Consider the following 24,544-nt stretch of genomic DNA (forward strand, 5'->3'; position numbering starts at 1 on the left):
GCAAGCCCCTTGTCGCCGTTTCGAAAGAGCCAGATGGGGATGTGGCCATGAGCGTTGCCAGACTAGTGTCGGCCTTGCAGTTCTGCCCGGGCGGTTGCGTGTTCGGTCCACCGGCCCGGCGCGATCCCGCCCCAAGCCTGCAAAGCCGCGCCTTCAACATGCTGCTGCGGCTGCTTCCCTACAAGCAGCAGCTGGCATCAATCGAAGCCGTGCAGGCGCATGTGCAGAAGCTCGCCTTGCAGCCGGCCTCGTTCGAGCCGACGGGGCTTGGTCGTGACGTCGAGGCGACGCTGACCAAGATGGGCGGCTGGCCGGTCTATTACACCGCGCCGTCCTCGGGCTTCGAGGACTGCAACTACGTCATGTTCCTGCACGGCGGCGGCTTCATCAACGAGATCGTGCCGGCGCATTGGCGCTTCGTCGGCGAGATGACGCGCAAGGCGCGCGTGTCGTGCGTTGTGCCGATCTATCCGCTGGCGCCGCGCGCGACTGCCAAGGACGTCGTGCCGGCGACGGGCGAGCTGCTGCGGATGCTGCTGGAAGACGCCGGATCCGCAAAGGTCACGGTGGTCGGCAATTCGGCCGGCGCTGGCCTCGCGCTCGCCGCGTGCCAGTGGCTGCGCGATCGCGGTCACCGGCAGCCGGCGCGGCTGGTGCTGATCTCGCCCGCGGCCGATGCGTCGGTCAGCCGTCCCGAGCAAACCGAGATCGCCGCGCGCGATCCGATCCAGGACATTCCGGGAATCGTCGAGGCGGGGCGCCTCTATGCCGGCGAACTCGATGTCGGCCATCCCTTCGTCAGTCCGCTCAACGGAGCCTTCCGCTTCCTGGCGCCGATGACGATCTTCTCCGGCACGCGCGATCTGCTTTACCCTGACAGCGTTGATCTGGCGGCGCGGGCGAGGGCGGTGGGGGTGCCTGTCGATCTGCATCTGCTGCGCGAGCAGCCGCACAATTACGCGCTGATGCCGACGCCGGAGGGGCGGCGCGCGCGAGCGATCATCTTGCGGGCGGTGGCGTGATTGGAGAGGCGTGTGACCGTGGTCACAGGGCGGCGCCGCCTCGCTGGGGCTGGCGCTAGCGGCCCGCGGAGGGACAAGCGGCCCCCGGGCGTTTCCTCGTATCCGTCGTCTTCGGATCAGTCGTCTTGCCGGACCTTAGGCGTGGCCCTTGATCTCGTAATGGCCGGGCACGCATTTGTACCGATCCAGGCGCCAATTGGCGTGATAGATCGGATGCTCGCCCATCCATTTCGCGAGCGGCGCCTGTGCGCCGATCGCACATTGCATCATCGACATCTCGGGCGTCATGTTGCTGTCGGTCACGATTTCCTCGATGCAACTGCCTGAGCTGGCTGCACTCAGCCGGCAGAGCACGGCAACGACGGTCACGAACATTCCTGTCACCTCATCGGTAGTTTCAGACCACGAAGAGGATGCAAGCGGAGTGCCAGAGCCTGTGACACGCAAACAACACGCTGGCCTGGCCGACTCGACCCAGCGTCCGGAGTCCATTTGGTGATTCGGATTGTAAAAAAATTGCCCATAAACCGAAGCCGGACAAATACGGGAACCGGGCCCGTAAAGCCCCGGTAATGGCCTGGCGCTGCGCGGCGGCGATTCGCGGGCGTTGCCGTCAGACGAAGCCGGCCGCGCGTCAAAGCGGCGGAATAGTCCATCCGCCGAAATAACCGATGTCGAACATGGCTGCGCGCCGCTTTTACCTGCGGATGCGGCGCTGCTACATGTCGTGCGCGCGCCAGTGAGTGCGCGATGACGAAGAAACATACCGACAAGGGAGGGGCCGAAAGTCCCATGAAGGATTTCGCAGGAAAGATCGCAGTCATCACCGGCGGCGGCACGGGAATGGGGCGGGAGCTCGCGCGGCAGCTCGTGGCCGAGGGCTGCAATGTCGCGATGTGCGACGTCTCCGAGGCCGCGATGGCCGAGACCAAGCGGCTCTGCGAGGTCGAGAAGCTGCCGCAAGGCCTGCGCGTCACGACGCATGTCGCCGACGTCTCGATCGAGGATCATCTGAAGCGCTTTCGCGACGAGCTCGCCGAGCAGCAGAAGACGGACAGGATCCATCTCTTGTTCAACAATGCCGGCATCGGTGGCGGCGGCAGCCTGTTCACCAACACGCGCGAGCAGTGGGAGCGCACCTTCAACATCTGCTGGGGCGGCGTCTATCTCGGCGTGCGCACCTTCCTGCCGATGCTGGTCGCCGCGGACGAGGCCCACATCGTCAACACCGCGAGCGTCAACGGCTTCTGGGCCTCGATCGGGATGGGCCAGGCGCACACCGCCTACAGCTCGGCCAAGTTCGCGGTGAAGGGATTTACCGAAGCGCTGATCAACGACCTCCGCCTGCATGCGCCGCACGTCAAATGCTCGGTGGTGATGCCCGGCCACATCGGCACCTCGATCGTCTCCAATTCGCGCAAGGTGCAGAGCGCCGATGGATCGGAGCGGCTCAATGCCGACGAGGTCGCGCTGACCCGCAAGCGCATGGTCGCGGCCGGCGTGCCGGATGCCGACAAGATGTCGGACGACGACATCCAGGCGGTGTTCGCCGAGCGCGCCCGCAGCTTCCTCGAGGATGCACCAACCACGGCGGCACAGGCCGCGAAGATCATTCTCGACGGGGTCAAGGCGGAGCGCTGGCGCATCCTCGTCGGCGAGGACGCCAAGCGACTCGACGAACGCGTGCGTGCCACGCCGGAGCAGGCCTATGATCGCGCCTTCTACGAAAGTTTTACGCAGGAGGTCGGCTGGCGGCTCGGTTGAGATCGCCTCCAGGGCGCGCCGATATAGGTATGATCATCATCATGGCAAGAGGCGTGCAGGTATTTGTACGTGCCACCTCCTGCCAACGATCATCGCCTTATGACGAATTGGAATGTCACGCATGCGAGGGGGCCGTTTCGTTCAAGCGATGGTGATCTCGAACGGCTCTCATTCGGTGCACCGCTGCTTGGTCGGTAAACCGAAATAGTTTACTCAATTGGGGGTAACGCGATGACAGAGCGTAGCTCCGATGATACCCGCATGCCTCTCCGACGACTGGATCCTCTGCCCGGAGCGGGAGGACATCTCCGCTGAATTTACCCGGCTCTTGACCGCGGCCCAGGAGGGTGGCGCCACGATCGCCGAATGCCTGATGATCGCGCGGCAGCTGAAGCGGGGCGACGACAAGTCCTGGCATCGCGAGTGGAAGAGGCTGGCGCAGGCCAATCGGCAGCGCGCCGAGGCCGCGTTCGCCGAAGGCCACATGGCGAGCGCGCAGCGCAACTGGCTGCGCGCCATGAACTACTATGGTGCGGCGGCGATGCCGCTCGACCCGGCCGACGAGCGCCGCTGGGTTGCGGTGCTCGCGATGCAGGAATGCGCCCGCCGCTACCTTTCGGCGCGCGGTCCCGCCGGCGAGGTCGTCACCATCCCCTGGCTCGACGGACACGCGTTGCAGGGCTATTTCCTTCCCGCGCCGTCGGGAAGCGGGCGGGCTCCGACCGTGATCTGCATCGGCGAGCCCGGCCATCGCAAGGAGGAATTCCTGTTCAAGCTCGTGCCGCATGCGCGCGAGCGAGGATTCTCGATGCTGGCGCTCGACCTGCTTGGCGACCAGCGCGACGACTATCTCGACGTGCTGCTCCGGCGCCGGGATCTCGAGAGCGCGATTCCCGGCGTCATGGACTATCTGGAGACGCGCGGCGATATCGATTTCGCCCGGGTCGGGATCATTGCCGACGGCTGGGGCTCGTCCTTCGTGGCGCGCGCGGTGTTGCAGGAGCCGCGGCTTGCCGCCGCCGTCTGCGATGGCGGTCTATGGGACCTGCACGAGCGGGCCTTCTTTGCCAGCCGGTTCGCGATGAGCGACGTCAGCATCGTGCCGGTGCCGCATGCACCGCTCATGGCCTCCAGCGCCGACTGTCCGGTGCTGATCACGCTCGGTGAGGACGGCTGGCTCAAGGCCGACCGGGCGCGCCAGATCGTCGAGAGCTCCCGGCTCGCCAGCTCGGATGTCATGCTGAAGGTGTTCACCGCGGCGGAGACCGGCGCGGCGCAGTCCCATGCGGACAATCCGAGCCTTGCCAACGAATACATCTTCGACTGGCTCGAATCGCGGCTCGGCGCCGCCGCTCGGCGGATCTGAGCCCAGGCCCTAAGGCATGATCCGGAAAAGTGCGCAGCGGTTTTCCGAAAAGGTCATGCTTAAACGACAACCCAAAGCGCGATGACGATTCATCCTGATCGCATCGCGCTTTAGAAGTCGAGCGAGATCCGGACGCAGGCTTTCTGGAGGCGGTTCTTCAGCGTCGCGAGCTTTGCGGTGAATTCCGTCAGCTCGTTCTCGTCGAACTCCTGGAAGACGAATTCGCGGATCGTCTTGTACTGCTCGTTGAGGCTCGCGATGTGCTTCTGGGTCTTGTCGGTCAGGGACAGCCGGACCACCCTGGCGTCGGTCGGCGAGGGGCGACGGCGGAGCAGGCCCTTCTTTTCCAGCAGCTTGGACTGGGTGGTGACGAAGGACGGATCGACGTGGAGGAGCTTGGAGACCACGTTGACCGGAATGCCGTCGTCCTTGTCGAGGTCGGAGATGGCCATCAGGATCAGCCATTGCGGGCCGCTGATGCCGAGCGTCTTCGCCCAGAACTGACGCAGCTCCTCCAGATACATGTTGATCGACGATATCTCCCAGGTGAAGCGCCTGATGATATCCAGGTTGCCGATCGAGCGCAGGCGCGCTCCTTCTTTCCTCGTCGCGGACACAGCGTCACTCCCGTGAACCGATTGTTCAGGCCGGTGTTCGTGGAGGGCCATAGTCCACGCAAGCCTGCTCTGACGCAAGTGCAGAGCAGGCTAATTTTGTCACGAAAACTACAAAGATGATCAGCTCAGCGATTCGTCCGGCCCGCGGTGTTGCGCGCGGGGCACAGGCTCGGTGGAAATCGGAAACCTGACTTAATAAAGTATTTTGATTAGCGAACGACGCGGGCATATTGGCCCGTGACGGTGGGGGGTACTCGATCGTCCCGTTGCAGGTGGTTCGCTCACGTTTCTCGCGTCGAAAGCGGGGGGTGTCCGAAAGCGGCCGAGCGGATTGATAGAGACGGGGATCTTGGGGGGCCTCACGGTCCGGTCTCCGTAAAATGAGCAACTTGGAGGTTTTAAGATGAAAGTGGTGAAGAGCCTTTTGCTCGGCACTGCGGCGGGTTTGATCGCCGTCGGGGGAGCCCAGGCGGCCGATCTTCCGGTCAAGGCCAAGGCAGTCGAGTACGTCAAGATCTGCTCGCTGTACGGCGCGGGCTACTACTACATCCCGGGCACCGACACCTGCATCAAGCTCGGCGGCTATGTGCGTGCCGAAGTGGCGCTCAACGCCGGCGGTAACTACAGCGCCCAGTACAACGGCGTGTTCGCGGGCAACAACCGCCTGAACAACTACTACTCGATGCGCGCTCGTGAAGATCTCAACATCGACACGCGCACCTCGACCGAATACGGCGTGGTCCGCACCTATTTCGACGCGGTCTTCACCTGGACGACCGGCAGCTATGGCGGAACGGGTTCGGCCACCGGTGCGACCCAGTACAGCGGCACGATCGGCCTCAACGCGGCCGGCACCGGCCTCACCGGCTCGAGCGGCGGCAACATCAACGGCACCGACGGCAACCTCTCGGGCGGCGCGCTCGGCGTCTACTACGCCTTCATCCAGTTCGCCGGCTTCACCATGGGTAAGGCGGTGTCGCAGTTCGACGCGCCCTGGATCAACTATCCCGGCAACAATTTCGACCAGCTCGTCGGCGGCAGCGGCAGCACCAACGGTGTGGCGCAGTTCACCTACACGGCCGATTTCGGCCAGGGCGTCACGGCGGCGTTCTCGGCGCAGGACCAGACGCAGGTCTACCAGACCAGCCTCTGGAACACGGCCGGCATGTCGACCACCGGCGTGCTCGGCGGTGCCTACGGCTCGAACGACATCGGCGGCAGCCGCTCGCCCGACCTCGTCGCGATGGTTCGCGTCGATCAGGCCTGGGGTCTGTTCCAGGCGTCGGTCGCTGCGCACGACAACCATGTCGCCTATTACGGCGCCTCTGAAGCCACGGGTCATCCCGAAGACAAGTGGGGCTGGGCCGTTCAGCTCGCCTTGGGCATCAAGAACATCCCGACCGGCGCAGGCGACGTGATCAACATCTCGGGCGTCTACACCGAGGGCGCGAGCCGCTACAACTTCCAGGAGCTGGCTGCGACCAGCTACTCGATGTTCGGCAGCTCGAACGCCGCTTATCAGAGCATCGGCTTTGCCGGCGTGTCTGACGCGGTGTTCGCTCCGGGCGGCCAGCTCGAGCTGACCAAGACCTACGGCTTCCGGGGTGCCTACACCCACAACTGGAGCCCGTACTGGAACACGGCGCTGTACGGCGCGTGGGCTGCGGTCAACTACAGCGGTACCGCGAAGGGCCTGATCTGCGGCAGCGCGGCGTTCGCCACCCTGACCGGCACCTGCAACCCGGACTTCAACATCGGCCAGGTCGGTGTCATTACCCGCTGGACGCCGGTGAAGAACCTGACCTTCTCGGCTGACTTCACCTACAGCCACCTCGACCAGAAGTATTCGGGCGTGATCACGACCGGAGCACTGACGGGCGTCGCCAAGCCGGCGGCGACCTACGAGCTGAAGGATCAGGACACCTACAGCATGCTGCTGCGCGCCCAGCGCAACTGGTGAGCCCAAGGTCTATTGCGATCCGACACGGCCCCGGCGGGACACCGCCGGGGCCTTTTTTGCAGGGCCTTCGGAAATCCGAATAGCCCGTGCGGAAGGCGAAGACGAGCTATGCGATTCCGTCGGCCCCGATTTATTTACTTACATGAGTTACTAAGCTATATATCTCTCAGCCAAATACGAAAGTTGCGGCTCTTAGCTTCACGCTAAGCCTCCAGAAACCTCCGGCGATGCCCCGCCGGAGGTTTTTCGTTTTTGGGAGGCATAGCGTTTTCAAGCGAAGGGGATACCGGTTCGCGTCAAGAAAGCGCGTCAGACGGATGCTAACCGCGCATCATTCGGGCGCGTGAATTCGGCCGGTAGGCGAGGCGGCTGTGGCCGGCGCAATAGGGCTGACCGTCGGGTGCGGCGTTGCCGCAGAAGCAGAAATCCTCGGCGCCCGGTGTTGAGATCGGCCAGCGGCAGCGGTTCTCGGCAAGCTCCATCAGCGAGCAGCGATTGGCGTCGTCGATCGGACCTGTGGCCACGGGTGCGTCAGTGTCGCCATAGATCGTGGCGAGCATCTCATATTGCAGCCGCGGCACCGCTCTCGGCGCCCGCGCCGGCCTGTCCTGAACCTTGCGCTCGTCGAGGGTGCGGCCGCGCGTGAGATTGAGGCGGGACAGCTTGCCGATCACCGCGTTGCGGCTGACGCCGATGTCGGCGGCGATCTCGCGGCAGGAGAGGCCGGCCTCGAAATGCTGCTTCAGAAGTTCGATGCGCTCGTCGGTCCAAGTTCTTGAGGAATAAGTCCTCGCGGAATAGGTCGTCGAGGAAGACGTCGGCGCAGAACAGGTCGGTGAAGAGGTTGGTGAGAGAACAGGCATGTGTCGCGGTCCCAGGTTGCAGATGTGGCCATCCGCCTTCCGAGATCCGTCCGTTCACGTCCGGCGCGCGCTCACGTTCTGCCGTTGTCGCGAATCGACAAAAGCCCGTCCTTGATGGCGAGACGGATGCCTTCCTCGATCAAGGTACGTGCGACGCCGGGAACGCTGGTGCCGTGGGTGCCCTGTCTCACCAGCTTCTCCAGGTAGGTGATGGTCGAGAGCGCCAAGGTTACGGGAATACGGTCAGTCTCGGCTTTTTCGGTGGCCATGGCCCGAACGCTAGCCTCTTACTCGGGTACATAAAAGTAACGATTAAGACTCTATTTAGGTTCGGGGGTGGAAGTCAAATGCAGCTTGGGCCTGACGCTTAGCGTGTTGGAATCGCACGGGAAAATAGCCGCGGCTCGGCGCGCCGCGCGAAGCATCGGGCGGCGGCGTGGCGTCGACAGGTCAGGAGGTGCGGGCCGGCTCAGCCGTGCACGATCGCCTTTTCGATCATGCAATGGATGCCCTTGGCGCCGTTGACGGTCTGGGTCACCCTGAGATCGGCGGCCAGGCTGCACAACGTGTAGGCGTCCTCGCGCGACAGGTTTCGCCGCTCGCCGAGCAGCGCGATCATGTCCCGCAGCGCGCGCACGACGCATTGGTCGAGGTCGGGGTCCATCGCCATAGTCATGTAGTGGGTCGCCGTCTCGGCGCGGGGATAGTCGAACTTGAGGTCCTTGCGCAGCGTCAGGCGAAAGCGGCCCTGCAGCGCGGTCTCGATTGCGGTGACGCAGACCTCGCCGTCGCCCTGCACGCCATGGCCGTCGCCGCAGGAGAACATCGCGCCCGGCACGAACACCGGCAAATAGAGCGTCGCGCCGGCGCCGAGCTCCTTGTTGTCGAGATTGCCGCCCATCGCGCGCGGGATCAGCGAGGAGATGCGGCCCCAGGCCGGCGGCGGCGAGACGCCCATCACGCCGAAGAACGGCTTGAGCGCGAGGTCGAGGCCCCACGGCATGCGGCCGGTCATCCGCGTCCGGTCGAGCGGGATGTTGAGGATGCGGGTCTCGTGGAAATCGTCGGGCAGGGTGCCGGACAGCGGCTTGATCATGTTCCAGCCCCAGTCCTGCCGGAGCTGGACGTCGAGGATCTCGACCGCGAGCACGTCGCCGGGCTCGGCGCCTTCGACCGCGATCGGGCCGGTCAGGATGTGGCCGGGCAGCATGCGCTCGTTGTTGGCGTGAACCTCGAACATCTCGGGGGGAACGTGAAACTTGTCGCGGTCGGGCAGCATGTCGGGGCCGCCGCTGATGGTGTCGACCGTCACCTCGTCGCCGCTTTGGATCGTCAGCACGGGCTTGAGCGCGGCTTCGAAGAAGCCCCAATGGCAGGTTTTGGGGCTGGAATGCAGGTGGTGATGGGTCATGTGCCGCGTCCGGTCGCTTTCATCAGGCCGGGCTTGACCCGGCGATCGATCCTCTTTCAAGAAGATTTCTGAAGATCGCCGGGCAGGTCAAGCCCCGCGCGGACCGGCCAGTTCATTCCAGCGAGGCTCCCCTGTTTTTCGTCCTGTCCAAGACAATTGGCACTGCGCTGCTGCCGATCAACTTCATGGTCGAGCTCGGCATCCTGTCGCTGGTGCTGATGGCGACGCGCTTTGCCGCGCTCGGCCGCAAGCTTGCCGTGACCACGCTGGTGCTGCTGGCGCTGGCGGCGTTCTCGCCGCTCGGCAATCTCCTGATCTATCCGCTGGAGTCGCGCTTTCCGGCGTGGGACCCCGCGCGCGGCGCGCCCGACGGCATCATCGTGCTCGGCGGCTCGGTCGACACCGATCTGTCGGCGGCGCATCGCACGCCGGTGGTCGCGCACGCCGCCGATCGTCTGTTTGCGCCGGCCGAGCTCGCGCGCCGCTATCCGAATGCGCGCATCGTGTTTACCGGGGGGACGGCGAACCTGGTCTCCACTGATGCCAGGGAAGCGGATTACTCGGCGCCGATCCTCGAAAATCTGGGCATCTCGAAAGAGCGCCTCGTCCTGGAACGCAGCTCCCGCAACACCTGGGAGAATGCGATCTTCACGAAACAGCTGGTGACGCCGAAGCCGGGCGAGCGCTGGCTTCTGGTGACATCGGCCTTCCACATGCCGCGCTCGATGGGAATCTTCCGCAAGGCCGGATTTGACGTCGAGGCCTATCCCGTGGACTGGCGGATGGGCGGGCGTGACGATCTCTTCGCCTTCACCAACATGGGCGCGGACGGGCTGGGCCGAACCGAAGTCGCGGTGCGCGAGTGGATCGGGCTGGTGGCCTACCGTCTGATGGGCAGGACCGGCGAGTTGCTTCCGGGACCGGGCAAGGACTAGAACGAGAGCTGCAGAATAAGAACACAGCGCCGGCGCACGATCGCCGGCCCGGAGGAAGCCATGCAACAGCAGAGTGCAGACAGCATCGATCTTGGCGGCCTCGTCGCCGATCTCAACAGCCTGCTGCGGCTGAAGACCAATGTGATCGGCATGAAGTTGTTCGCGCAAGCGGCAGAGATGGAGGCGATCCCGAAAATCCGGCGGCCGAATGCGATCCATACCACCGACCAGATCGTCAGCATGGCCGCACGGCTGGGCTGGACCGTCGGCATCACGGCCGATGACCTCGTCGGCGCGCAATGCCGCGCGGTGATCGGGCTCGCGCCACAGGACGAGAAATGGCTCGCCGGGGAAAATTATGTTGGGGTCTGGCACGGCACGGCGGAGGACGCGCGCAAGCGCCAGGAGGCGCTGGACGTGGTTCCGTTCGGACACTATCAGGCGCTCGCCGTCAGTCCGCTCGCCAGCGGCCGGCTCAATCCGCCCGACATCTGCCTAGTCTATGCGACGCCGGGGCAGATGATCATCCTGATCAACGGGCTGCAATATACCGGCTACAAGAAGTTCGAATGGGGCGTGGTCGGAGAGACCGCCTGCGCGGATTCCTGGGGGCGGGCGCTCAAGACCGGGGAGCCCAGCCTGTCCTTGCCATGCTATGCCGAACGGCGCTATGGCGGCGTGCCGGACGAGGAGATGCTGATGGCCTTGAAGCCTTCGCATCTCGCCAAGGCAGTTGAAGGCATGAAGGCGCTGGCCAGGAACGGGCTGCGCTATCCGATCCCGCCCTATGGCATTCAAAGCGACGTCCGTGCCGGCATGGGCGTGAGTTACGCGAAGAAGTAAAGGCCGATCATGAGCTCTGCGAAATTCGACATCGTCGTCTACGGCGCCACCGGTTTCACCGGCCAGCTCGTCGCCGAGTATCTGGCGACGCATTACAGGGACGACAAGGCGCTGACATGGGCGATGGCGGGCCGTAGCCTCGACAAGCTCAAATCGGTGCGTGATGCGATCGGAGCGCCCGCGGATACGCCGCTGATCGTGGCAGATGCGTCGGACGCGGCCTCGCTGAAGGCGATGGTGGCGCAGACCAGATCGGTGATCACGACGGTCGGTCCGTACCAATTCTATGGCGAGGATTTGCTCGCGGCCTGTATCGCTGCGGGCACAGACTATTTCGATCTGTGCGGCGAGCCGGTCTGGATGCGCCAGATGATCGACAAGTACGATGCGGCGGCCAAGGCGAGCGGCGCGCGCATCGTGTTTTCCTGCGGCTACGATTCCGTGCCGTTCGAGCTTGGCACGTTCTTCGTGCAGGAAGAGGCCAGGCGCGTGTTCGGTGCGCCGGCTGCGCGCGTCAAGGGCCGCGTGCGCGACATGCGCGGCACGCTGTCAGGCGGTACCGCGGCGAGTGCGAAAGCGACTTTCGACGCGGTTGCCAAGGATCTCAGCCTCGTCGCCATCCTCAACGACCATTTTGCGCTGACGCCCGGATTTACCGGTCCGAAGCAGCCGAAAGGCAACAGAGCGGCTTACGAGGAGGATCTGCAATCCTGGGCCGCGCCGTTCATGATGGCGCTGATCAACACGCGCAACGTCCATCGCTCCAACATGCTGATGGGCTTTCCCTACGGCCGCGAGTTCGTCTACGACGAGATGGTTCTGACCGGCCCCGGCGAAAAGGGCGAGGCCAACGCGAAGCGCGTGATGGCGGTCAATGCCGAGAAGACCGGCCCGAATGCGCCGAAGCCGGGCGAGGGGCCGTCGAAGGAAGAGCGCGAGAACGGTCTGTTCAACCTGCTCTATGTCGCGATCGCGCCCGACGGCCGCATGGTCCGCGCCGGCGTCACCGGCGACCGCGATCCCGGCTACGGCTCGACCTCGAAGATGATCTCCGAATGCGCGATCTGCCTGCTGCGCGACGCCGCGGACGTTCCGGCCGGCTTCTGGACCCCGGGCGCAGCGATGCAGCACAAGCTGATCAAGCGGCTGCAGGACAATGCGGGGCTGACGTTCAGGGTGGAGGGCTAGCTCGGTGCCGTAGAGTGGGCAAAGGCGCAACGCGCCGTGCCCACCATTGTCCCGATTGGAGAGAGATGGTGGGCACGCTGCGCTTTGCCCACCCTGCGGCACCGTCTCTGTTACACCGCCCGCGCATCATACGCGTACATGAACTCCATGCTTTTCGATCCCAGCGGCAGCAGCCATTTCAGCATCTGATTGCGGACCCACGCGCCGGTGGCGCTGAACTCGCGCTTGCTGTTGCCGTTGCGGCGCGCCATCGCGACGATCTTCTCGGTGCGCGGGCGGCGTTCGGCCTCGAAGGCCTGGAAGGTGGCGCCGAGCTCCTGGCCTTCCTGCATCAGGCGGGCAAGCCGCATCGCATCCTCGAGCGCCAGCGAGGCGCCCTGGCCGGCATGGGGGCTGGTCGCATGCGCGGCGTCCCCAATCAGCAGCGAGCGCTTGCGCGACCAGGTCGGCAGGGTCGCGACGTCGAGCGTGTCGGTGACCACGATGTTCTCGGCGGCCTCGATGATGTCGGGGATCGGATCGTGCCAGCCGCGGTGGAAGCCGCGCAGATGCTGCTTCAGCGTCGACGGGTCGAGCGCGCGGAACATCGCGGCGTCCATGCCGTGCGCGGGCTGCGTGCTCCACCACATCACGCCGTCGTTCGGATCGGGGCTACAATAGCCGTAACCGAAGAAGCCGCTCTGGCCGAACGTGGTTTCGACGTGCCGGCCGATCGATCTGCCGTCGAGCACGGCGTGCGGCACGAAGCCGCCGAAGCCGATCAGGCCGGTGTTGAACGGCTGCGGTCCGTCCGGCACCACCTGTCGACGCGTGATCGAGTGCACGCCGTCGGCGCCGATCAGGAAGTCGCCTTCGGCGGTGGTGCCGTCGGCGAAATAGGCAATGATCGGCTGGTCGCCGCGGTCCTCGACCTTGATCAGGCGCTTCTCGAAATAGAGCGAAACGCAGGCGCACCAGGCCTTGTCGACAAGCATCTCGTTCAGCGCGGCACGGCAGACGTTCACCGCAGGCTGGCCGAAGCGCCGTTCCATGTCGCGATTGATCGAGCCGAGCCTCGCGCCGCCCTGCGAATAGAAGTCGAACGCCTCCGCGACCGAGCCGCGGCTGATCAACTCGTTCGCCAGCCCGATCTCGTCCATCACATGCATGCCGTTCGGCGCGATCTGAAGGCCGCCGCCGATGCCCTTCGAATAGGGCCAGGCCTCGTAGATCGCGGACTCGATGCCGGCGCGGCGCAGCAGGATCGCGGCCACGGGGCCGGCAATGCCGGCGCCGATGATCAGGGCCTTGCGGGGTCGATAGGACATGGCTTGCTCCCGACGTTTCCGTGGTGCTAGGAGGAATTACGGTTGCTAAATCTCTTAGTTACTAAGATATATATCGCCTAAGATATGAGGTCGGCCTTGTCAAGGACGAAGGCGCGCAACGCGCTGCTGCAGGAGCTCGAGGACGCCATGCGCCGGTCGTCCGCGCAGGGCGTGCTCTATGGGCAAACCGTTGCCAACGTTGCCGGAATTGCCAATTCCGACCTCGAATGCATGGACATCCTGTATCTCGAGGGTCGCGTCACTGCAGGGAGGCTCGCCGAGGTTACGGGCCTCACGACCGGTGCGATCACCGGCGTGGTCGACCGGCTCGAGAAGGCGGGGCTGGTGCGCCGTGAACGCGATGAGAAAGACCGCCGCAAGGTCTTCATCGCCGTCGTGCCGGACGCGGCGATGAAGATCGGCCAGTTCTACGTGCCGATGCAGCAGGCGATGGAGAAGGTGTTCGGCGGCTATTCCGATGAGGAATTGCGGCTGCTGCTGCGTTTCGCCAACGAGGGCTACAAGGGCGTGCTCGCGGCGACCGAGGCGCTGAAGAGCCTGCTCGACACGCCGCCGGAAAAACGTCCGGCTCTCAAGTTGAAGACGCGTCCTCGCCAGCCCTGATCTTGTAGATCTGCGCAGCCGCGATCATGCCCCACATCGCGCCCAGCATCATCCAGAAGTGCCGCCAGTGGTCGGTGTCGATCACGAAGCTTTCGCCGACGGTGCCGACGAAGGCGGAGAACATTGCGAGATAAGCGCGCTGCCAGGGCACCGGGACGAAGATGTGCCTGAAGCCCATGATGACGGTGGTGAAGACCAGCGCGGGATAGCAAACGCCGGACAGCCAGCCGCCGGACATGAAGGCGTTGAGATAGGAGTTGTGGGTGTCCTCGGGGAAGAAGCGGTGGAATTGCAGGGGGCCGATGCCGAACGGCAGGTCGAGCGCCATCTCCGCGCCCAGGATGTGGCGGCCGAACCGGCCGAAGCGGCCCTCGTCGTAGCTCTGGTCGAAGCTGGCGCGCTGCTTGAACATCTCGGCGGTGGAATCGAACGACAGCAGCACCGCGATCAGCGCGAGCCCCAGCACCGCGGCGACGATCGCCATGATGATGATGCGCGAGCGCTGCGCGTTGGTGCGGCTGGTCAGCACCATCAGCGCCAGCATGAAGGCGGAGGTCAGCACGAGGCCGCCCCAGGCGGCACGCGAGAAGGCGAGCAGGATCGCGAGCGACATGATGCCGAAGGCGATGACGTTGCGGAAGGCCTTCGCCAGCTTGTCCGAAACCACGCTCTGCAGCGCAAACAGCGCGGGCAGGATCAGGAAGGCGCCGAGCACGTTCGGGTCCTTGAACGTGCCGCGCGCACGGCCGTAGAGCGTGAGCAGATCGTTGCCGCCGGGAACCAGGTGGAAATAGCCGGCGACCGCCAGCAGTGCGGCGATCATCGCGCCGACCACGAGGCCGCGGCGGAGCATGTCGAGCCGGGCCGCGGTGTCCTCGGACGTGACCATGGCGAAGAACACTACGGTCACCGCCATGTACCAGGAGGTCGCGATCCAGCTCACCACCTCGGACTGCTCGAACAGCGGAATCGCGCTGATGGTGTAGCCGATATTGAGCAGGACCAGCATCAACACCAGCGGCATCAGCGCGAGCCGCAGCCGCAGGCCGGTCGCGAAGAACGCGACGGCCGCGAGCAGCGTCATGATCTCGTAGGGGCTCGGCTCGATGAAGACGACCGCGCCGGAGGCGCCGACCAGCCACACCAGCGCGCGCTGCAGCGCCAGCACGCCGGGCGCAGCCGGTACGGCTATGTTCACTCCACCGGCTGTCGCCGCATACGCCATCACATGCTCATACGCTTACGCTACTCACACGTCACAAACACCGCTGTCATCGCCCGGCTTGACCGGGCGATCCAGTACTCCGTGGCGGCCATTGGAGAAGACGGCCGGCGCCGTGGCGTACTGGATGCCCCGCTCCAGTGCGCAAGCGCGCACAAGGCGGGGCATGACGGAGAAACTCAACTCAATACGCGTTCTCGTTCTTGGTCAGCAGCGAGATCGGCGTCTTCAGGAGAATGTAGAGGTCGAACAGCACCGACCAGTTCTCGATGTAATAGAGGTCGAACTCGACGCGCTTCTGGATCTTCTCTTCGTTGTCGATCTCGCCGCGCCAGCCGTTGATCTGGGCCCAGCCGGTGATGCCGGGCTTGACGCGGTGGCGGGCGAAATAGCCGTCGACGGCTTCGTCGAACAGCCGGCTCTGCAGCTTGCCCTGCACCGCATGCGGGCGCGGCCCGACCAAAGAGAGGTTGCCGGAGAAGACCACGTTGAAGAGCTGCGGCAGCTCGTCGAGGCTGGTCTTGCGGATGAAGCGGCCGACACGGGTGACGCGCGGATCGTTCTTGGTCACGACCTTGGAGGCCGTGGGATCCGCCTGATGGTGGTACATCGAGCGGAACTTGTAGACGTCGATGCGCTCGTTGTTGAAGCCGAAGCGCTTCTGGCGGAACAGCGCCGGGCCGGGGCTGTCGAGCTTCACCGCCAGCGCCACCAGCCCCATCACCGGCAGGGCCGCGAGCAGCGCGAGGCTGCCGACGACGCGGTCGAACAGCCATTTCATCACCAGATCCCAGTCGGTGATCGGCGCCTCGAACACGTCGAGCGTGGGCACCTCGCCGAGATAGGAATAGGAGCGGGGCCGGAAGCGCAGCTTGTTGGTGTGCGCGGAGAGGCGGATGTCGACCGGCAGCACCCAGAGCTTCTTCAGCATCTCCAGGATGCGCGTCTCCGCCGAGATCGGCAGCGCGAACAGCACGAGATCGACGCGGGTGCGGCGGGCGAATTCGACGATGTCGTCGACCTTGCCGAGCTTGCGCGCGCCGGCGCAGGTGTCGAGCGCGCGGCTGTCGTTGCGGTCGTCGAACACGCCGAGCACGTGGATGTCGGAATCCTCCTGCGCCTTCAGCGCTTCGACCAGCTGCTCGCCGTTGCTGTCGGCGCCGACGATGATGGTGCGGCGGTCGAGCCGCCCCTGGCGCGCCCAGCCGCGCACCAGCGAGCGCAGCACAAGGCGCTCGGCGAGCAGCGCGGCGAGCCCGAGGAAGTAGAAGGCGGCAAGCCACAGCCGCGAGATTTCGCTGCCGTATTTGGCGAAGAAGGAGATGCCGATGAACAGCAGGAAGACGAACGACCAGGACGAGATCATCCGTGTCATCTGCCGGAGCTGTCCGCGGAACAGCTGCACCTGGTAGATGTCGGCGGCCTGGAAGCAGATCACGGCGGCGATCGATACGGCGATGACCTCGGCGGGATAGACCCAGCTGAAGCCGGAGAGCGGCATGACGTAGCCGACATAGAGCGCGATACCGACGAGGCTCAGCAGCGCGAAGTCGGCCACGCGCACGAAGCCGGCGATCACGATCGGCGAATAGGCGCGCGCGACCTTCTGGTTGACGACCTCGAGCGCGGCGGGCGAGAGCCGGCGACGACGCTCCACGAAGGGTTGGTCAGCGGGTTTCGCCGCGGCGCTGGTCGCGGCATCGAGCATCGAGCGTGCGTTGAGCGGTTCCACGGGCGTCCACGTCCATTTCAAGCACCCGCGGGCCAATAGCGTTGGCGCCCGGGCGGCATCCCCCGGTCCTTCGATTATCGAACAAATCGGAAGATTTTCTAAAGCGGGCTTAAGGATGGTTAATGATTGGCAAATGCATCGCGATAGCCGGCGATCACGCCGTCGACCATGGCGGCCTGCGAGAAATGCGCCGAGATGCGTTCACGCAAGGACACGGCGCGCTGCGCCGTTGCTGCGGGATCGTCGAGTGCGGCCGCGATCGCCTCGGCCATGGCCTCGGAATTGCTCGGCGCGAACAGGGCCGGACTCTCGGAGCCGAAGATCTCGGGAATGCCGCCGATGCGCGATGCGATCATGGGAATGCCGGCAGCGCCGGCCTCGATCACGACATAGGGCATGGAATCGCCGCGCGAGGGGACGACCAGCAGCCGCCCCTTGGAGAAGCCGTAGCGCGCCTTGACGTGACCGATAAAGCGGATGGCGCCGGACAAACCGAGCTTCTCGACCTGCGCCTTCAACGCCGCCGTTTCCTCGCCGTCGCCGCCGAGCGTCAGCGTGACCTTCTTGCCGCCCTCGTGCAGGCGCGCCACGGCATCGACCAGGAGATCGGCGCCCTTGATGTGCCTGAACTCGCCGACATAGCAGAGATCGGTCGCATCCTCGGCGGTGATAACAGGCTCAAATTCTTCCGGCGTCACGCCGTTGAAGACGCAATGGACCACGCCCTTGGGCGTGCCGACGATGCGTTGATAGGTGTCGCGGGCAAACGCGCTTTCGAACAGGAACAGGTCGGTCGAATCCATCAGCGAGCGCTCGAGTCGCGCGTAAAACTCGCCCTTGAAGGTGTTGAGGGGATAATGCAGCGAACCGCCGTGCGGCGTGTAGATGCGGATGGTGTCGTCGGAGCGTCGCCGCATGCGGATGAAGGCGCCAGCCTTGGCACCGTGGCCGTGCATGACGTCGGGCTTCAGCGTGGCAATCAGGCGCCGCATGCGAAGCCACACCAGGACGTCGTCCGGCGAGGGCTCGCGGCGGATCGCCATCCGGTGCACGCCGAGCTTCAGCCGCGGCGCGAGCTCGGCGAGGGCCTTGGCGGCACGCTCGCCGCCGGTGAGGCTATCGGCGAGGATGCCGACATGATGGCCGCGATCGACCTGGCCGTTGGCGACGTCGAGGATGTGGCGGAAGATGCCGCCGACCGGAGCACGCACGGCGTGCAGGATGCGAAGCGGCCGGTCAGGAGAGGGGGGCATGAATCAAAACCAGCGCTCGACGGCGAATGCCGAACAATTCCTAGGAAAATATCGAGACGGATTAAGGGGCCTCGTGGTTAACAAACGGTGACGCGTGCGCCTGCGCAAGTCGCCGCATGCCGCGATTAACCCAGCGGCAACCTTAATGGAGTGTAATCGCCGGGGTTGAGGTATCTTAGTGGCGTTGCCCCTGCGGGAGTGTTCGATGCGTTTAGCGTTCTGGCGTGCCGGCAAGGACAAGGCGGTGGTTGCGCGGGCTGTTGCAAAGTCCAAGGCCGAAGTCGCGCCCAAAGCTGACGTCAAGGCTGACGTCCAAGTCGAGCCCAAGATCGAGCGGAAGATCGAGCAGAAGATCGAAGTCAGGCCTGCACCGATCGTCACGAAGCAGGCCCAAGTCGAATCCGGCGATATCGACCTGCACGCGCTCGGCGCGGCATTGGCGCGCAAGCGCGGCTGGATCATCGTGCCGACGGTGCTGGCGCTGGTCGCGTCCTTTGCGATCGTCAATCTCGTCACGCCGCGCTACAAGTCCGAATCGCGCATCCTCATCGACGGCCGCGAGAACGTTTTCCTGCGCCCGAGCAGCGACCGCGCCGAGGAGCGGCAGGCGCTCGACGCCGAGGCCGTCACCAGCCAGGTGCAGCTGGTGCTGTCGCGCGATCTCGCGCGGGAGATCATCAAGAAGAACAAGCTCGCCGAACGCCCCGAATTCGATCCGGTGCTGCAAGGCATCTCGCCGCTGAAGTCGCTGGCCGCGATGATCGGTATCGGCCGTGATCCGTTCTCGATGACGCCGGAAGAGCGCGTGCTCGATGCCTATTACGAGCGCCTGCAAGCCTACGCCGTCGACAAGTCGCGCGTCATCGTCGTCGAATTCCAGTCCGCCGATCCGGATCTTGCCGCCCGCGTCGCCAATTCGATCGCCGACGGCTATCTGGTTCTCCAGCAGAATGCGCGCCAGGACCAGGCCAAGAATGCCAGCCAGTGGCTCGCCGGCGAGATCGAGAGCTTGCGCAAGAAGGTCTCCGACGCCGAGGCCAAGGTGGAGGACTTCCGCTCCAAGTCGAGCCTGTTCATCGGCACCAACAACACCACGCTGTCGAACCAGCAGATGGGCGAGGTGAACACTCAGCTCAACAATGCGCGCTCGCTGAAGGCGGATGCGGAATCCAAGGCTAGGCTGATCAAGGAGATGCTCCAGAGCGGCAAGCCGATCGAGGCATCCGAAGTCGTGAACTCCGAATTGATGCGGCGGCTGTCGGAGCAAAGGGTGACGTTGCGTGCGCAGCTCGCCGAGCAGTCGTCCACGCTGCTCGGCAATCACCCGCGCATCAAGGAGCTGAGGGCGCAGCTTGGCGACCTCGACAATCAGATCCGCGACGAAGCGGCCAAGATTTCCCGCTCGCTCGAAAGCGACGCGCGGATCGCCAGCGGCCGCGTCGATGGCCTGACCGTGAGCCTCGAGCAACTCAAGAAGCAGGCGACCTCGACCAACGGCCAGGACGTCCAGCTCCGCGCACTCGACCGCGAGGCCAAGGCGCAGCGCGATCTGCTGGAAGGCTATCTCGCCAAGTACCGCGAGGCCAATACCCGCGAGACCATCGATACGGCGCCGACCGACGGCCGCATCATCTCGCGCGCCATCGTCTCGAACACGCCGGCCTATCCGAAGAAGCTGCCGATCGTGCTGATCGCGACCATCGCGACGCTGCTGCTCTCGTCCGGCGTCGTCGTCACCGGCGAGCTGTTGCGCCAGACCGCACCGCGCGCTGTGGCCGCGGTCGGCCCGGCGCAGGCGACGGTGCGCCAGGAGTCGCTGGTCCAGCCGCGGGTACAGTCGGTCGTCGAGCCGGACATCGATCCAGCCATTGCTGCAGCCAGCGCTCCAGCCTTGGCAGAGCCCGCGCCGCTGCAGCCGGAGATGGTCAGCGATGTGGACGTCACCGAATTCACCGAGATCGAAAATCTGGCCGACCGCCTGCACGCCGCGGGCGCTGCCGCGAAGAAGGTCACGGTGCTCGGCACCGCTTCCGGCGAAGCCATCACGCTGTCGACCCTGACGCTCGCCCGGCATCTGGCGCGCGAGGCGCGCGTCGTCGTGGTCGATCTCGCCGCGTCCTCGCCGACGATTGCCGCGGTGTCCGTCGATGCTTCGGCGCCCGGCCTTGCCGAGCTGATGCAGGGCGAGGCGTCGTTCGCGCAAATCATCACCCGGGACAAGCTGTCGCGGCTGCATCTCGTCATGGCCGGCCGTCCCGGCTTCGACCGCAGCGTGCTGCAATCGCCGCGGGTGACGCTTGCGATCGACGCGCTGCTGCGCGCCTATGATCACGTGCTGGTCGACGCCGGCAGCGCCTCCGACCTTCCGGCCGAGCTGCTGACGGCGCATGCCCGCGCCGTCGTGGTGCCCGATGCGTCGATGGCGAGCGATGCGCGCACGCTCATGTGCGAGCAGCTGAAGGCGGTCGGCTTCAGCGAGGTGACGATGCTGAGCAAGCCGGTGCAGGCTTCGGATGCGGTCGACGCGCCGCGCGTGGTGGCGGCGTAGGCGTTTCTTTCTCTCTCCGCGCACTCGGAATCGTAGGGCGGGCAAAGGCGCGTTCGCGCCGTGCCCACCACCTATTCGATACAGTAACAGAAGACGTGGGCACGCTTCGCTTTGCCGACCCTACGATATCGGCGTTCGCGGAGAGGCTTCACCCGAACGCCTGCCGCAGCCGCCTGGCCAAGTCGAACAGCATCTGATTTTGCTTCACCAGCCGCTTGCCGTGGCTGAGCGAGGACATCGCCATCGCCGCGAGCTTGCCGCGCGAGGTCAGCGGAACGAAGCTGTCGAAGATGTCCTCGTCGTCCTTGCAGAACATCCGCTTGTAGTCGTCCGAACCGATGCCGAGGTCGAGCGAGCGGTAACCGCGCTCGCCGTAGCGATCGATGATGTAGCGCATCAGGATCAGCCCGGGGCTGTAGCGGGCGTGCTCGGACATCGTGTAGGTATTGAACATCATCGAGAAGCGCTCGCCGTCGGCGACGCCGGCGAAGATGGCGATCACCTCGTCGTCGCATTCCAGCGCATGGATGTCGATGACGCGGCCTTCGCCACGCGGCGCAAGGCAGGCGCTGCGGACGAACTGTTCGACGCCCGGCTCGGCGAAGACGTTCGGGAGCTTCTGTTCTGCCATCCGCACCGGCTTGACGCGGAAGAACCAGTCGAGCAGGCGGGTGACGTCCGCGTCTGACGTGGCAAGGTGATAACGATAGCCGGCGAGCGCCTGGAGCTTCTTTTCCTTGCTCTTGAGGCGGCGGCGGAAGGAATTGCTGATCCGCGATGCCGGCGGCCCGCCCGGCTCCATCACCAGTTGCGGACAGCCGTTGATCGCGCTCTGTCGCGGCAGAGCTGCAAACGGGTTCTCCTGGCCGTGCCAGCGCAGCGGCTGCTGCGTCAGCACGAGCACGTCGACGTGCTCGCGGAGCGGCGCCAGCAGCACCTCGATATCGGCGATGGCGGCCTGTGCGGCGCACTCGGCGTTCCACAGGCCCATGTTGAAGGTCGTATGCTTGCCGCCCATGAAGCACGCCGTGCGCACGCCGCGGCTTTGGCGCAGCGAGAGCGGCAGCAGCATCAGTGGCGTGTGATCGGCGTCGCGGCCGATCACGATGAAGGGCCGCGCGCCCTCGCGCTCGCCGACCAGTCGCTGCCAGGGGCTCAGCAGATCAAACCGCTGATAGGGCGTGAAGAGATGGCCGGGCTCCTCGAAGGCGCGCCAGACCGCCTCGGCGGCGCCGAGATCGGTGACGATATCGACACGCGCGATACGGCTCGCTTTCGACCGCGCTGGCGCTTCTGCCGTCCGGCTTTGCATCGCCGCAGCCATGGTCATTCGCGAAACCTGTCGAGAAATCAAAATAGACGTAATTCGGCCTGTGGCCGACCTTTGCAAAGAAATGTCAACAAAGGGTAAGGACAATAGAGAGGGAACGGGCGCCTTGAGGGCGCGAAGGGGCAAGATATTGGCATCCGACGACAGATGGCTGGAACGGCTGCGCCTCGAGCTGGCCTGGTTCACCGGCCAGGCCGCGCTGCGCAGTCGCGGTGCCGGCGCCATCCTGCGCTTTGCGCGGGTGCGGCCACGGCGGCGCGGCGGATTTCAGCCGCTGCGCGCGAACGAGATCACGCCGCAATTTCTCGACCGCGCCATTCGCGCTTTGAAGCGCTGGAATTATGATTTTCTCGGCATGGACGAGGTCTGCCGGCGCGCGGTGACGCTGCCGGAGAAGCGGCGTTTCGTGGCGCTCACTTTCGACGGCGCGAACAAGGATCTGATCGACTTTGCCTATCCGGTGCTGGCGCATCACGCCGTGCCCTTCACGATCTACGTACCCACCGCATTTCCCGACGGCGTCGGACAGGCCTGGTGGCTCGGGCTTGAACAGGTGATCGCGCGCGAGAGCCGCATCAGCCTGATGATGGGCGAGAAGGAGCAGCGTTTCACCGTCACCGACAATGCCGGGAAGCAGGCGCTGTTCTCGCATCTCGAGAGCTGGCTGCGTTCACTGCCGCCGGCGGAACTGTCGGTCGCCATCGCCGATCTCTGCACGCGCTACCGGATCGATCTCGCCGCGCTCTCGCGCGAAGCGTCGATGGATTGGGAGGATCTGGCGAAGCTCGCCGCCGATCCGCTCGTCACGATCGGCAGCGCCACCGTGAACTATCCCGTTCTCGCCAATATGAAGGATACGGCGGCCTCGCGCGAGATGACGATGGGCAAGGCCGTTGCCGAAGCCGCCTTCCGCCGCGATGTCGGGCATTTCGCCTTTCCGTTCGGCGATCGCACCTCGTTCCGGCGCAGCCACGTCATGATGGCGGAGGAGGCCGGCTTTGCCAGCGCGGTGTCGACGATCCCGGGCATCGTCGATGCACGGGGGCGGACCAATCTGCGCGCGCTGCCGCGGATTTCCTGGGACGGCCGGGTGCGCTCGCTGCGCATGCTGCGCGTGCTGGTCTCAGGCGTCGCCTTTGCGCCGGTGAAGCCGACCGCTACGAGCCAGACTTGACGCGATCGGGCCGCTGCATCCAGCTCACGATCGGCATCGCCGGCAACACCCAGCCCATGCCGACCACGACGTAATAGATCGCCTGCCGCCAGCCGGATTCGGCGATCCATGGCATCTGCGCCGCCGCCATGCCGAGCAGGGCCCAGACGGTGGCCAGCACCAGGAGCAGGATGGCGCCGAGGAACTTGCGGGTGCGGATCGTCATGGCGGATGTCGCGCTTTCTTGCGTAACTTGCGCTGCGGAAGCGGGGGACTATAAGGGGCACACAGTCCGGTTCAAGCTTGGTTTTTGCCCCGAATGACGACGATTTCCGCCCCGTCCGAGCCGCATCGCGCCGTGCGCTGGTGGCTGATTGCCGTCGCCGCGCTGATTGCGCTGATGGTGCTGGTCGGCGGCGCGACGCGGCTGACGGAATCCGGCCTCTCGATCGTCGAATGGAAGCCGGTGACGGGCAGCGTGCCGCCGCTCTCGGAGGCGCAGTGGACCGAGGCGTTCGAGGCCTACAAGAGGATCCCGCAATATCGCGAGCTCAACGCGGGCATGAGCCTGTCCGAGTTCAAGCAGATTTTCTGGTGGGAGTGGAGCCACCGGCTGCTCGGCCGTTTCATTGGCGTCGCCTATCTCTTGCCGTTCCTGTTCTTCCTGTGGCGCGGTGGCCTGTCCGGTGAATTGAAGCGCAGGCTGTGGCTGCTGTTCGCGCTCGGCGGGCTCCAGGGCGCGGTCGGCTGGTGGATGGTCGCCTCGGGTCTCACCGAGCGGGTCGAGGTGTCGCAATATCGGTTGGCGACGCATCTGCTGCTCGCGCTGCTGATCTTCGCGGGCATCGTCTGGACGGTGCGGCGGCTTGCCGAGCGGCCGCAGATCGCGGTGCCCGCGCGGTTGCGCTTCACGAGCGCGCTGCTGCTCGTCGTGACGTTCGTGCAGATCTATTTCGGCGCGCTGGTTGCGGGCCTGCGCGCGGGGCGCGCCTACAACACTTGGCCGCAGATCGACGGGGCGTTCATTCCCTCGGCCGAGCGGCTGTGGTTCGAGACGCCCTGGTGGCGCAACATGTTCGACAATGTGCTGACGGTGCAGTTCGAGCATCGCACGACCGCCTATGCGCTGTTCGCACTGGCCGCGCTGCATGCGATCGACGCGGTGCGTTCACGCGCGGGTGCTGCGGCAAGCGGCGCGCTCTGGCTGTTCGCGGCGGTGAGCCTGCAGGCGGTGCTCGGCATTCTCACGCTGCTCAACCAGGTGCCGATCGACCTCGCGCTGTCGCACCAGGCGGTCGCGATCGTCGTGCTGATGCTCGCGGTGATGCAGGTGGAGCGGCTCGCTTCGCGGCAATCTGCAGAGGCGCAGCCGCGCGCGGTTCCCGCTGGCCAGCCCAGCTGATCAG

At 65.2% G+C, this 24,544-nt stretch carries 22 protein-coding genes; 11 read left to right on the top strand and 11 right to left on the bottom strand.

What is annotated here, in order from left to right; all coding sequences use genetic code 11:
- Positions 1 to 47 precede the first annotated feature (47 nt).
- Positions 48 to 1,022 (top strand): alpha/beta hydrolase fold domain-containing protein, encoded by a 975-nt coding sequence (locus AABA86_RS18880; protein WP_338307880.1) that lies wholly within the window; start codon positions 48 to 50, stop codon positions 1,020 to 1,022.
- Between the two features lie 135 nt (positions 1,023 to 1,157).
- On the opposite strand, the gene AABA86_RS18885 is transcribed toward AABA86_RS18880, so the two are convergent.
- Positions 1,158 to 1,397: a hypothetical protein gene (locus AABA86_RS18885; protein WP_007611067.1), complete on the bottom strand. Its 240-nt coding sequence runs from the start codon at positions 1,395 to 1,397 to the stop codon at positions 1,158 to 1,160.
- A gap of 417 nt (positions 1,398 to 1,814) precedes the next feature.
- Between AABA86_RS18885 and AABA86_RS18890 the strand changes: the two genes are divergently transcribed.
- Both AABA86_RS18890 and AABA86_RS18895 read left to right on the top strand, forming a co-directional pair.
- Positions 1,815 to 2,786: an SDR family NAD(P)-dependent oxidoreductase gene (locus AABA86_RS18890; protein WP_338308186.1), complete on the top strand. Its 972-nt coding sequence runs from the start codon at positions 1,815 to 1,817 to the stop codon at positions 2,784 to 2,786.
- Positions 2,787 to 3,036: 250 nt separating this feature from the next.
- Positions 3,037 to 4,152, top strand: a complete 1,116-nt coding sequence (locus AABA86_RS18895; RefSeq protein ID WP_212244847.1) for an alpha/beta hydrolase family protein — start codon at positions 3,037 to 3,039, stop codon at positions 4,150 to 4,152.
- 110 nt (positions 4,153 to 4,262) lie between these two features.
- On the opposite strand, the gene AABA86_RS18900 is transcribed toward AABA86_RS18895, so the two are convergent.
- A complete protein-coding gene (locus tag AABA86_RS18900) occupies positions 4,263 to 4,769 on the bottom strand; it encodes a MarR family winged helix-turn-helix transcriptional regulator (protein ID WP_212244845.1) in 507 nt (168 codons plus the stop codon).
- 403 nt (positions 4,770 to 5,172) lie between these two features.
- Between AABA86_RS18900 and AABA86_RS18905 the strand changes: the two genes are divergently transcribed.
- Positions 5,173 to 6,729 carry a porin gene (locus AABA86_RS18905; protein ID WP_212244843.1) on the top strand — a complete coding sequence of 519 codons (1,557 nt, stop codon included), beginning with the start codon at positions 5,173 to 5,175 and terminating at the stop codon, positions 6,727 to 6,729.
- Between the two features lie 320 nt (positions 6,730 to 7,049).
- Here the strand turns inward: AABA86_RS18905 and AABA86_RS18910 are convergent, their stop codons facing one another.
- The 3 genes from AABA86_RS18910 to AABA86_RS18920 form a co-directional block, all read right to left on the bottom strand.
- Complete coding sequence (locus AABA86_RS18910) at positions 7,050 to 7,592, bottom strand: GcrA family cell cycle regulator (RefSeq protein ID WP_338307884.1); 543 nt, start codon at positions 7,590 to 7,592, stop codon at positions 7,050 to 7,052.
- 71 nt (positions 7,593 to 7,663) lie between these two features.
- Positions 7,664 to 7,861 (bottom strand): hypothetical protein, encoded by a 198-nt coding sequence (locus AABA86_RS18915; RefSeq protein ID WP_007603456.1) that lies wholly within the window; start codon positions 7,859 to 7,861, stop codon positions 7,664 to 7,666.
- A 200-nt stretch (positions 7,862 to 8,061) separates the two neighbouring features.
- Positions 8,062 to 9,003 (bottom strand): acetamidase/formamidase family protein, encoded by a 942-nt coding sequence (locus AABA86_RS18920; RefSeq protein WP_338307885.1) that lies wholly within the window; start codon positions 9,001 to 9,003, stop codon positions 8,062 to 8,064.
- A 185-nt stretch (positions 9,004 to 9,188) separates the two neighbouring features.
- Here AABA86_RS18920 and AABA86_RS18925 point away from each other — a divergent pair, with 185 nt between their 5' ends.
- Genes AABA86_RS18925 through AABA86_RS18935 form a run of 3 tightly spaced genes read left to right on the top strand, consistent with a single transcriptional unit; the run spans position 9,189 to position 11,969 of the window.
- Entirely contained in the window at positions 9,189 to 9,938 is a 750-nt protein-coding gene (locus AABA86_RS18925; RefSeq protein WP_338307886.1) for a YdcF family protein, read from the top strand.
- A gap of 60 nt (positions 9,939 to 9,998) precedes the next feature.
- Positions 9,999 to 10,781 (top strand): DUF169 domain-containing protein, encoded by a 783-nt coding sequence (locus AABA86_RS18930; protein ID WP_338307887.1) that lies wholly within the window; start codon positions 9,999 to 10,001, stop codon positions 10,779 to 10,781.
- A gap of 9 nt (positions 10,782 to 10,790) precedes the next feature.
- Positions 10,791 to 11,969 (top strand): saccharopine dehydrogenase family protein, encoded by a 1,179-nt coding sequence (locus AABA86_RS18935; protein WP_338307888.1) that lies wholly within the window; start codon positions 10,791 to 10,793, stop codon positions 11,967 to 11,969.
- 110 nt (positions 11,970 to 12,079) lie between these two features.
- Here AABA86_RS18935 and AABA86_RS18940 read toward each other — a convergent pair whose 3' ends face one another.
- Entirely contained in the window at positions 12,080 to 13,276 is a 1,197-nt protein-coding gene (locus AABA86_RS18940; RefSeq protein ID WP_338307889.1) for an FAD-dependent monooxygenase, read from the bottom strand.
- A 147-nt stretch (positions 13,277 to 13,423) separates the two neighbouring features.
- On the opposite strand from AABA86_RS18940, the gene AABA86_RS18945 reads away from it, so the two are divergent.
- The gene (locus AABA86_RS18945; protein WP_049801985.1) at positions 13,424 to 13,900 is read left to right on the top strand and encodes a MarR family transcriptional regulator; all 477 of its coding nucleotides are present in this window, start codon (positions 13,424 to 13,426) and stop codon (positions 13,898 to 13,900) included.
- On the opposite strand, the gene AABA86_RS18950 is transcribed toward AABA86_RS18945, so the two are convergent.
- The 3 genes from AABA86_RS18950 to AABA86_RS18960 all read right to left on the bottom strand — a co-directional run bounded on the left by AABA86_RS18950 (position 13,869) and on the right by AABA86_RS18960 (position 18,107).
- Entirely contained in the window at positions 13,869 to 15,125 is a 1,257-nt protein-coding gene (locus AABA86_RS18950) for an O-antigen ligase family protein (RefSeq protein WP_212244829.1), read from the bottom strand. The genes AABA86_RS18945 and AABA86_RS18950 overlap by 32 nt on opposite strands.
- Positions 15,126 to 15,306: 181 nt before the next feature.
- On the bottom strand, positions 15,307 to 16,854 hold the full coding sequence (locus AABA86_RS18955; protein ID WP_212244827.1) for an undecaprenyl-phosphate glucose phosphotransferase: 1,548 nt from the start codon (positions 16,852 to 16,854) through the stop codon (positions 15,307 to 15,309).
- A 119-nt stretch (positions 16,855 to 16,973) separates the two neighbouring features.
- The gene (locus AABA86_RS18960) at positions 16,974 to 18,107 is read right to left on the bottom strand and encodes a glycosyltransferase family 4 protein (protein WP_338307891.1); all 1,134 of its coding nucleotides are present in this window, start codon (positions 18,105 to 18,107) and stop codon (positions 16,974 to 16,976) included.
- Positions 18,108 to 18,312: 205 nt separating this feature from the next.
- Between AABA86_RS18960 and AABA86_RS18965 the strand changes: the two genes are divergently transcribed.
- Positions 18,313 to 20,655, top strand: a complete 2,343-nt coding sequence (locus tag AABA86_RS18965; RefSeq protein WP_338307893.1) for a GumC family protein — start codon at positions 18,313 to 18,315, stop codon at positions 20,653 to 20,655.
- Positions 20,656 to 20,803: 148 nt separating this feature from the next.
- Here the strand turns inward: AABA86_RS18965 and AABA86_RS18970 are convergent, their stop codons facing one another.
- On the bottom strand, positions 20,804 to 21,985 hold the full coding sequence (locus AABA86_RS18970) for a GNAT family N-acetyltransferase (RefSeq protein ID WP_338307894.1): 1,182 nt from the start codon (positions 21,983 to 21,985) through the stop codon (positions 20,804 to 20,806).
- 130 nt (positions 21,986 to 22,115) lie between these two features.
- Between AABA86_RS18970 and AABA86_RS18975 the strand changes: the two genes are divergently transcribed.
- Positions 22,116 to 23,159: a polysaccharide deacetylase family protein gene (locus tag AABA86_RS18975; protein ID WP_338307896.1), complete on the top strand. Its 1,044-nt coding sequence runs from the start codon at positions 22,116 to 22,118 to the stop codon at positions 23,157 to 23,159.
- On the opposite strand, the gene AABA86_RS18980 is transcribed toward AABA86_RS18975, so the two are convergent.
- Positions 23,143 to 23,364 (bottom strand): DUF2842 domain-containing protein, encoded by a 222-nt coding sequence (locus tag AABA86_RS18980; RefSeq protein WP_018320088.1) that lies wholly within the window; start codon positions 23,362 to 23,364, stop codon positions 23,143 to 23,145. The genes AABA86_RS18975 and AABA86_RS18980 overlap by 17 nt on opposite strands.
- A gap of 93 nt (positions 23,365 to 23,457) precedes the next feature.
- Between AABA86_RS18980 and AABA86_RS18985 the strand changes: the two genes are divergently transcribed.
- Entirely contained in the window at positions 23,458 to 24,540 is a 1,083-nt protein-coding gene (locus AABA86_RS18985; RefSeq protein ID WP_338307897.1) for a COX15/CtaA family protein, read from the top strand.
- Positions 24,541 to 24,544: the final 4 nt, after the last annotated feature.

This window comes from Bradyrhizobium sp. TM233 (genome assembly GCF_036247965.1).
GTDB lineage: Bacteria > Pseudomonadota > Alphaproteobacteria > Rhizobiales > Xanthobacteraceae > Bradyrhizobium > Bradyrhizobium ottawaense.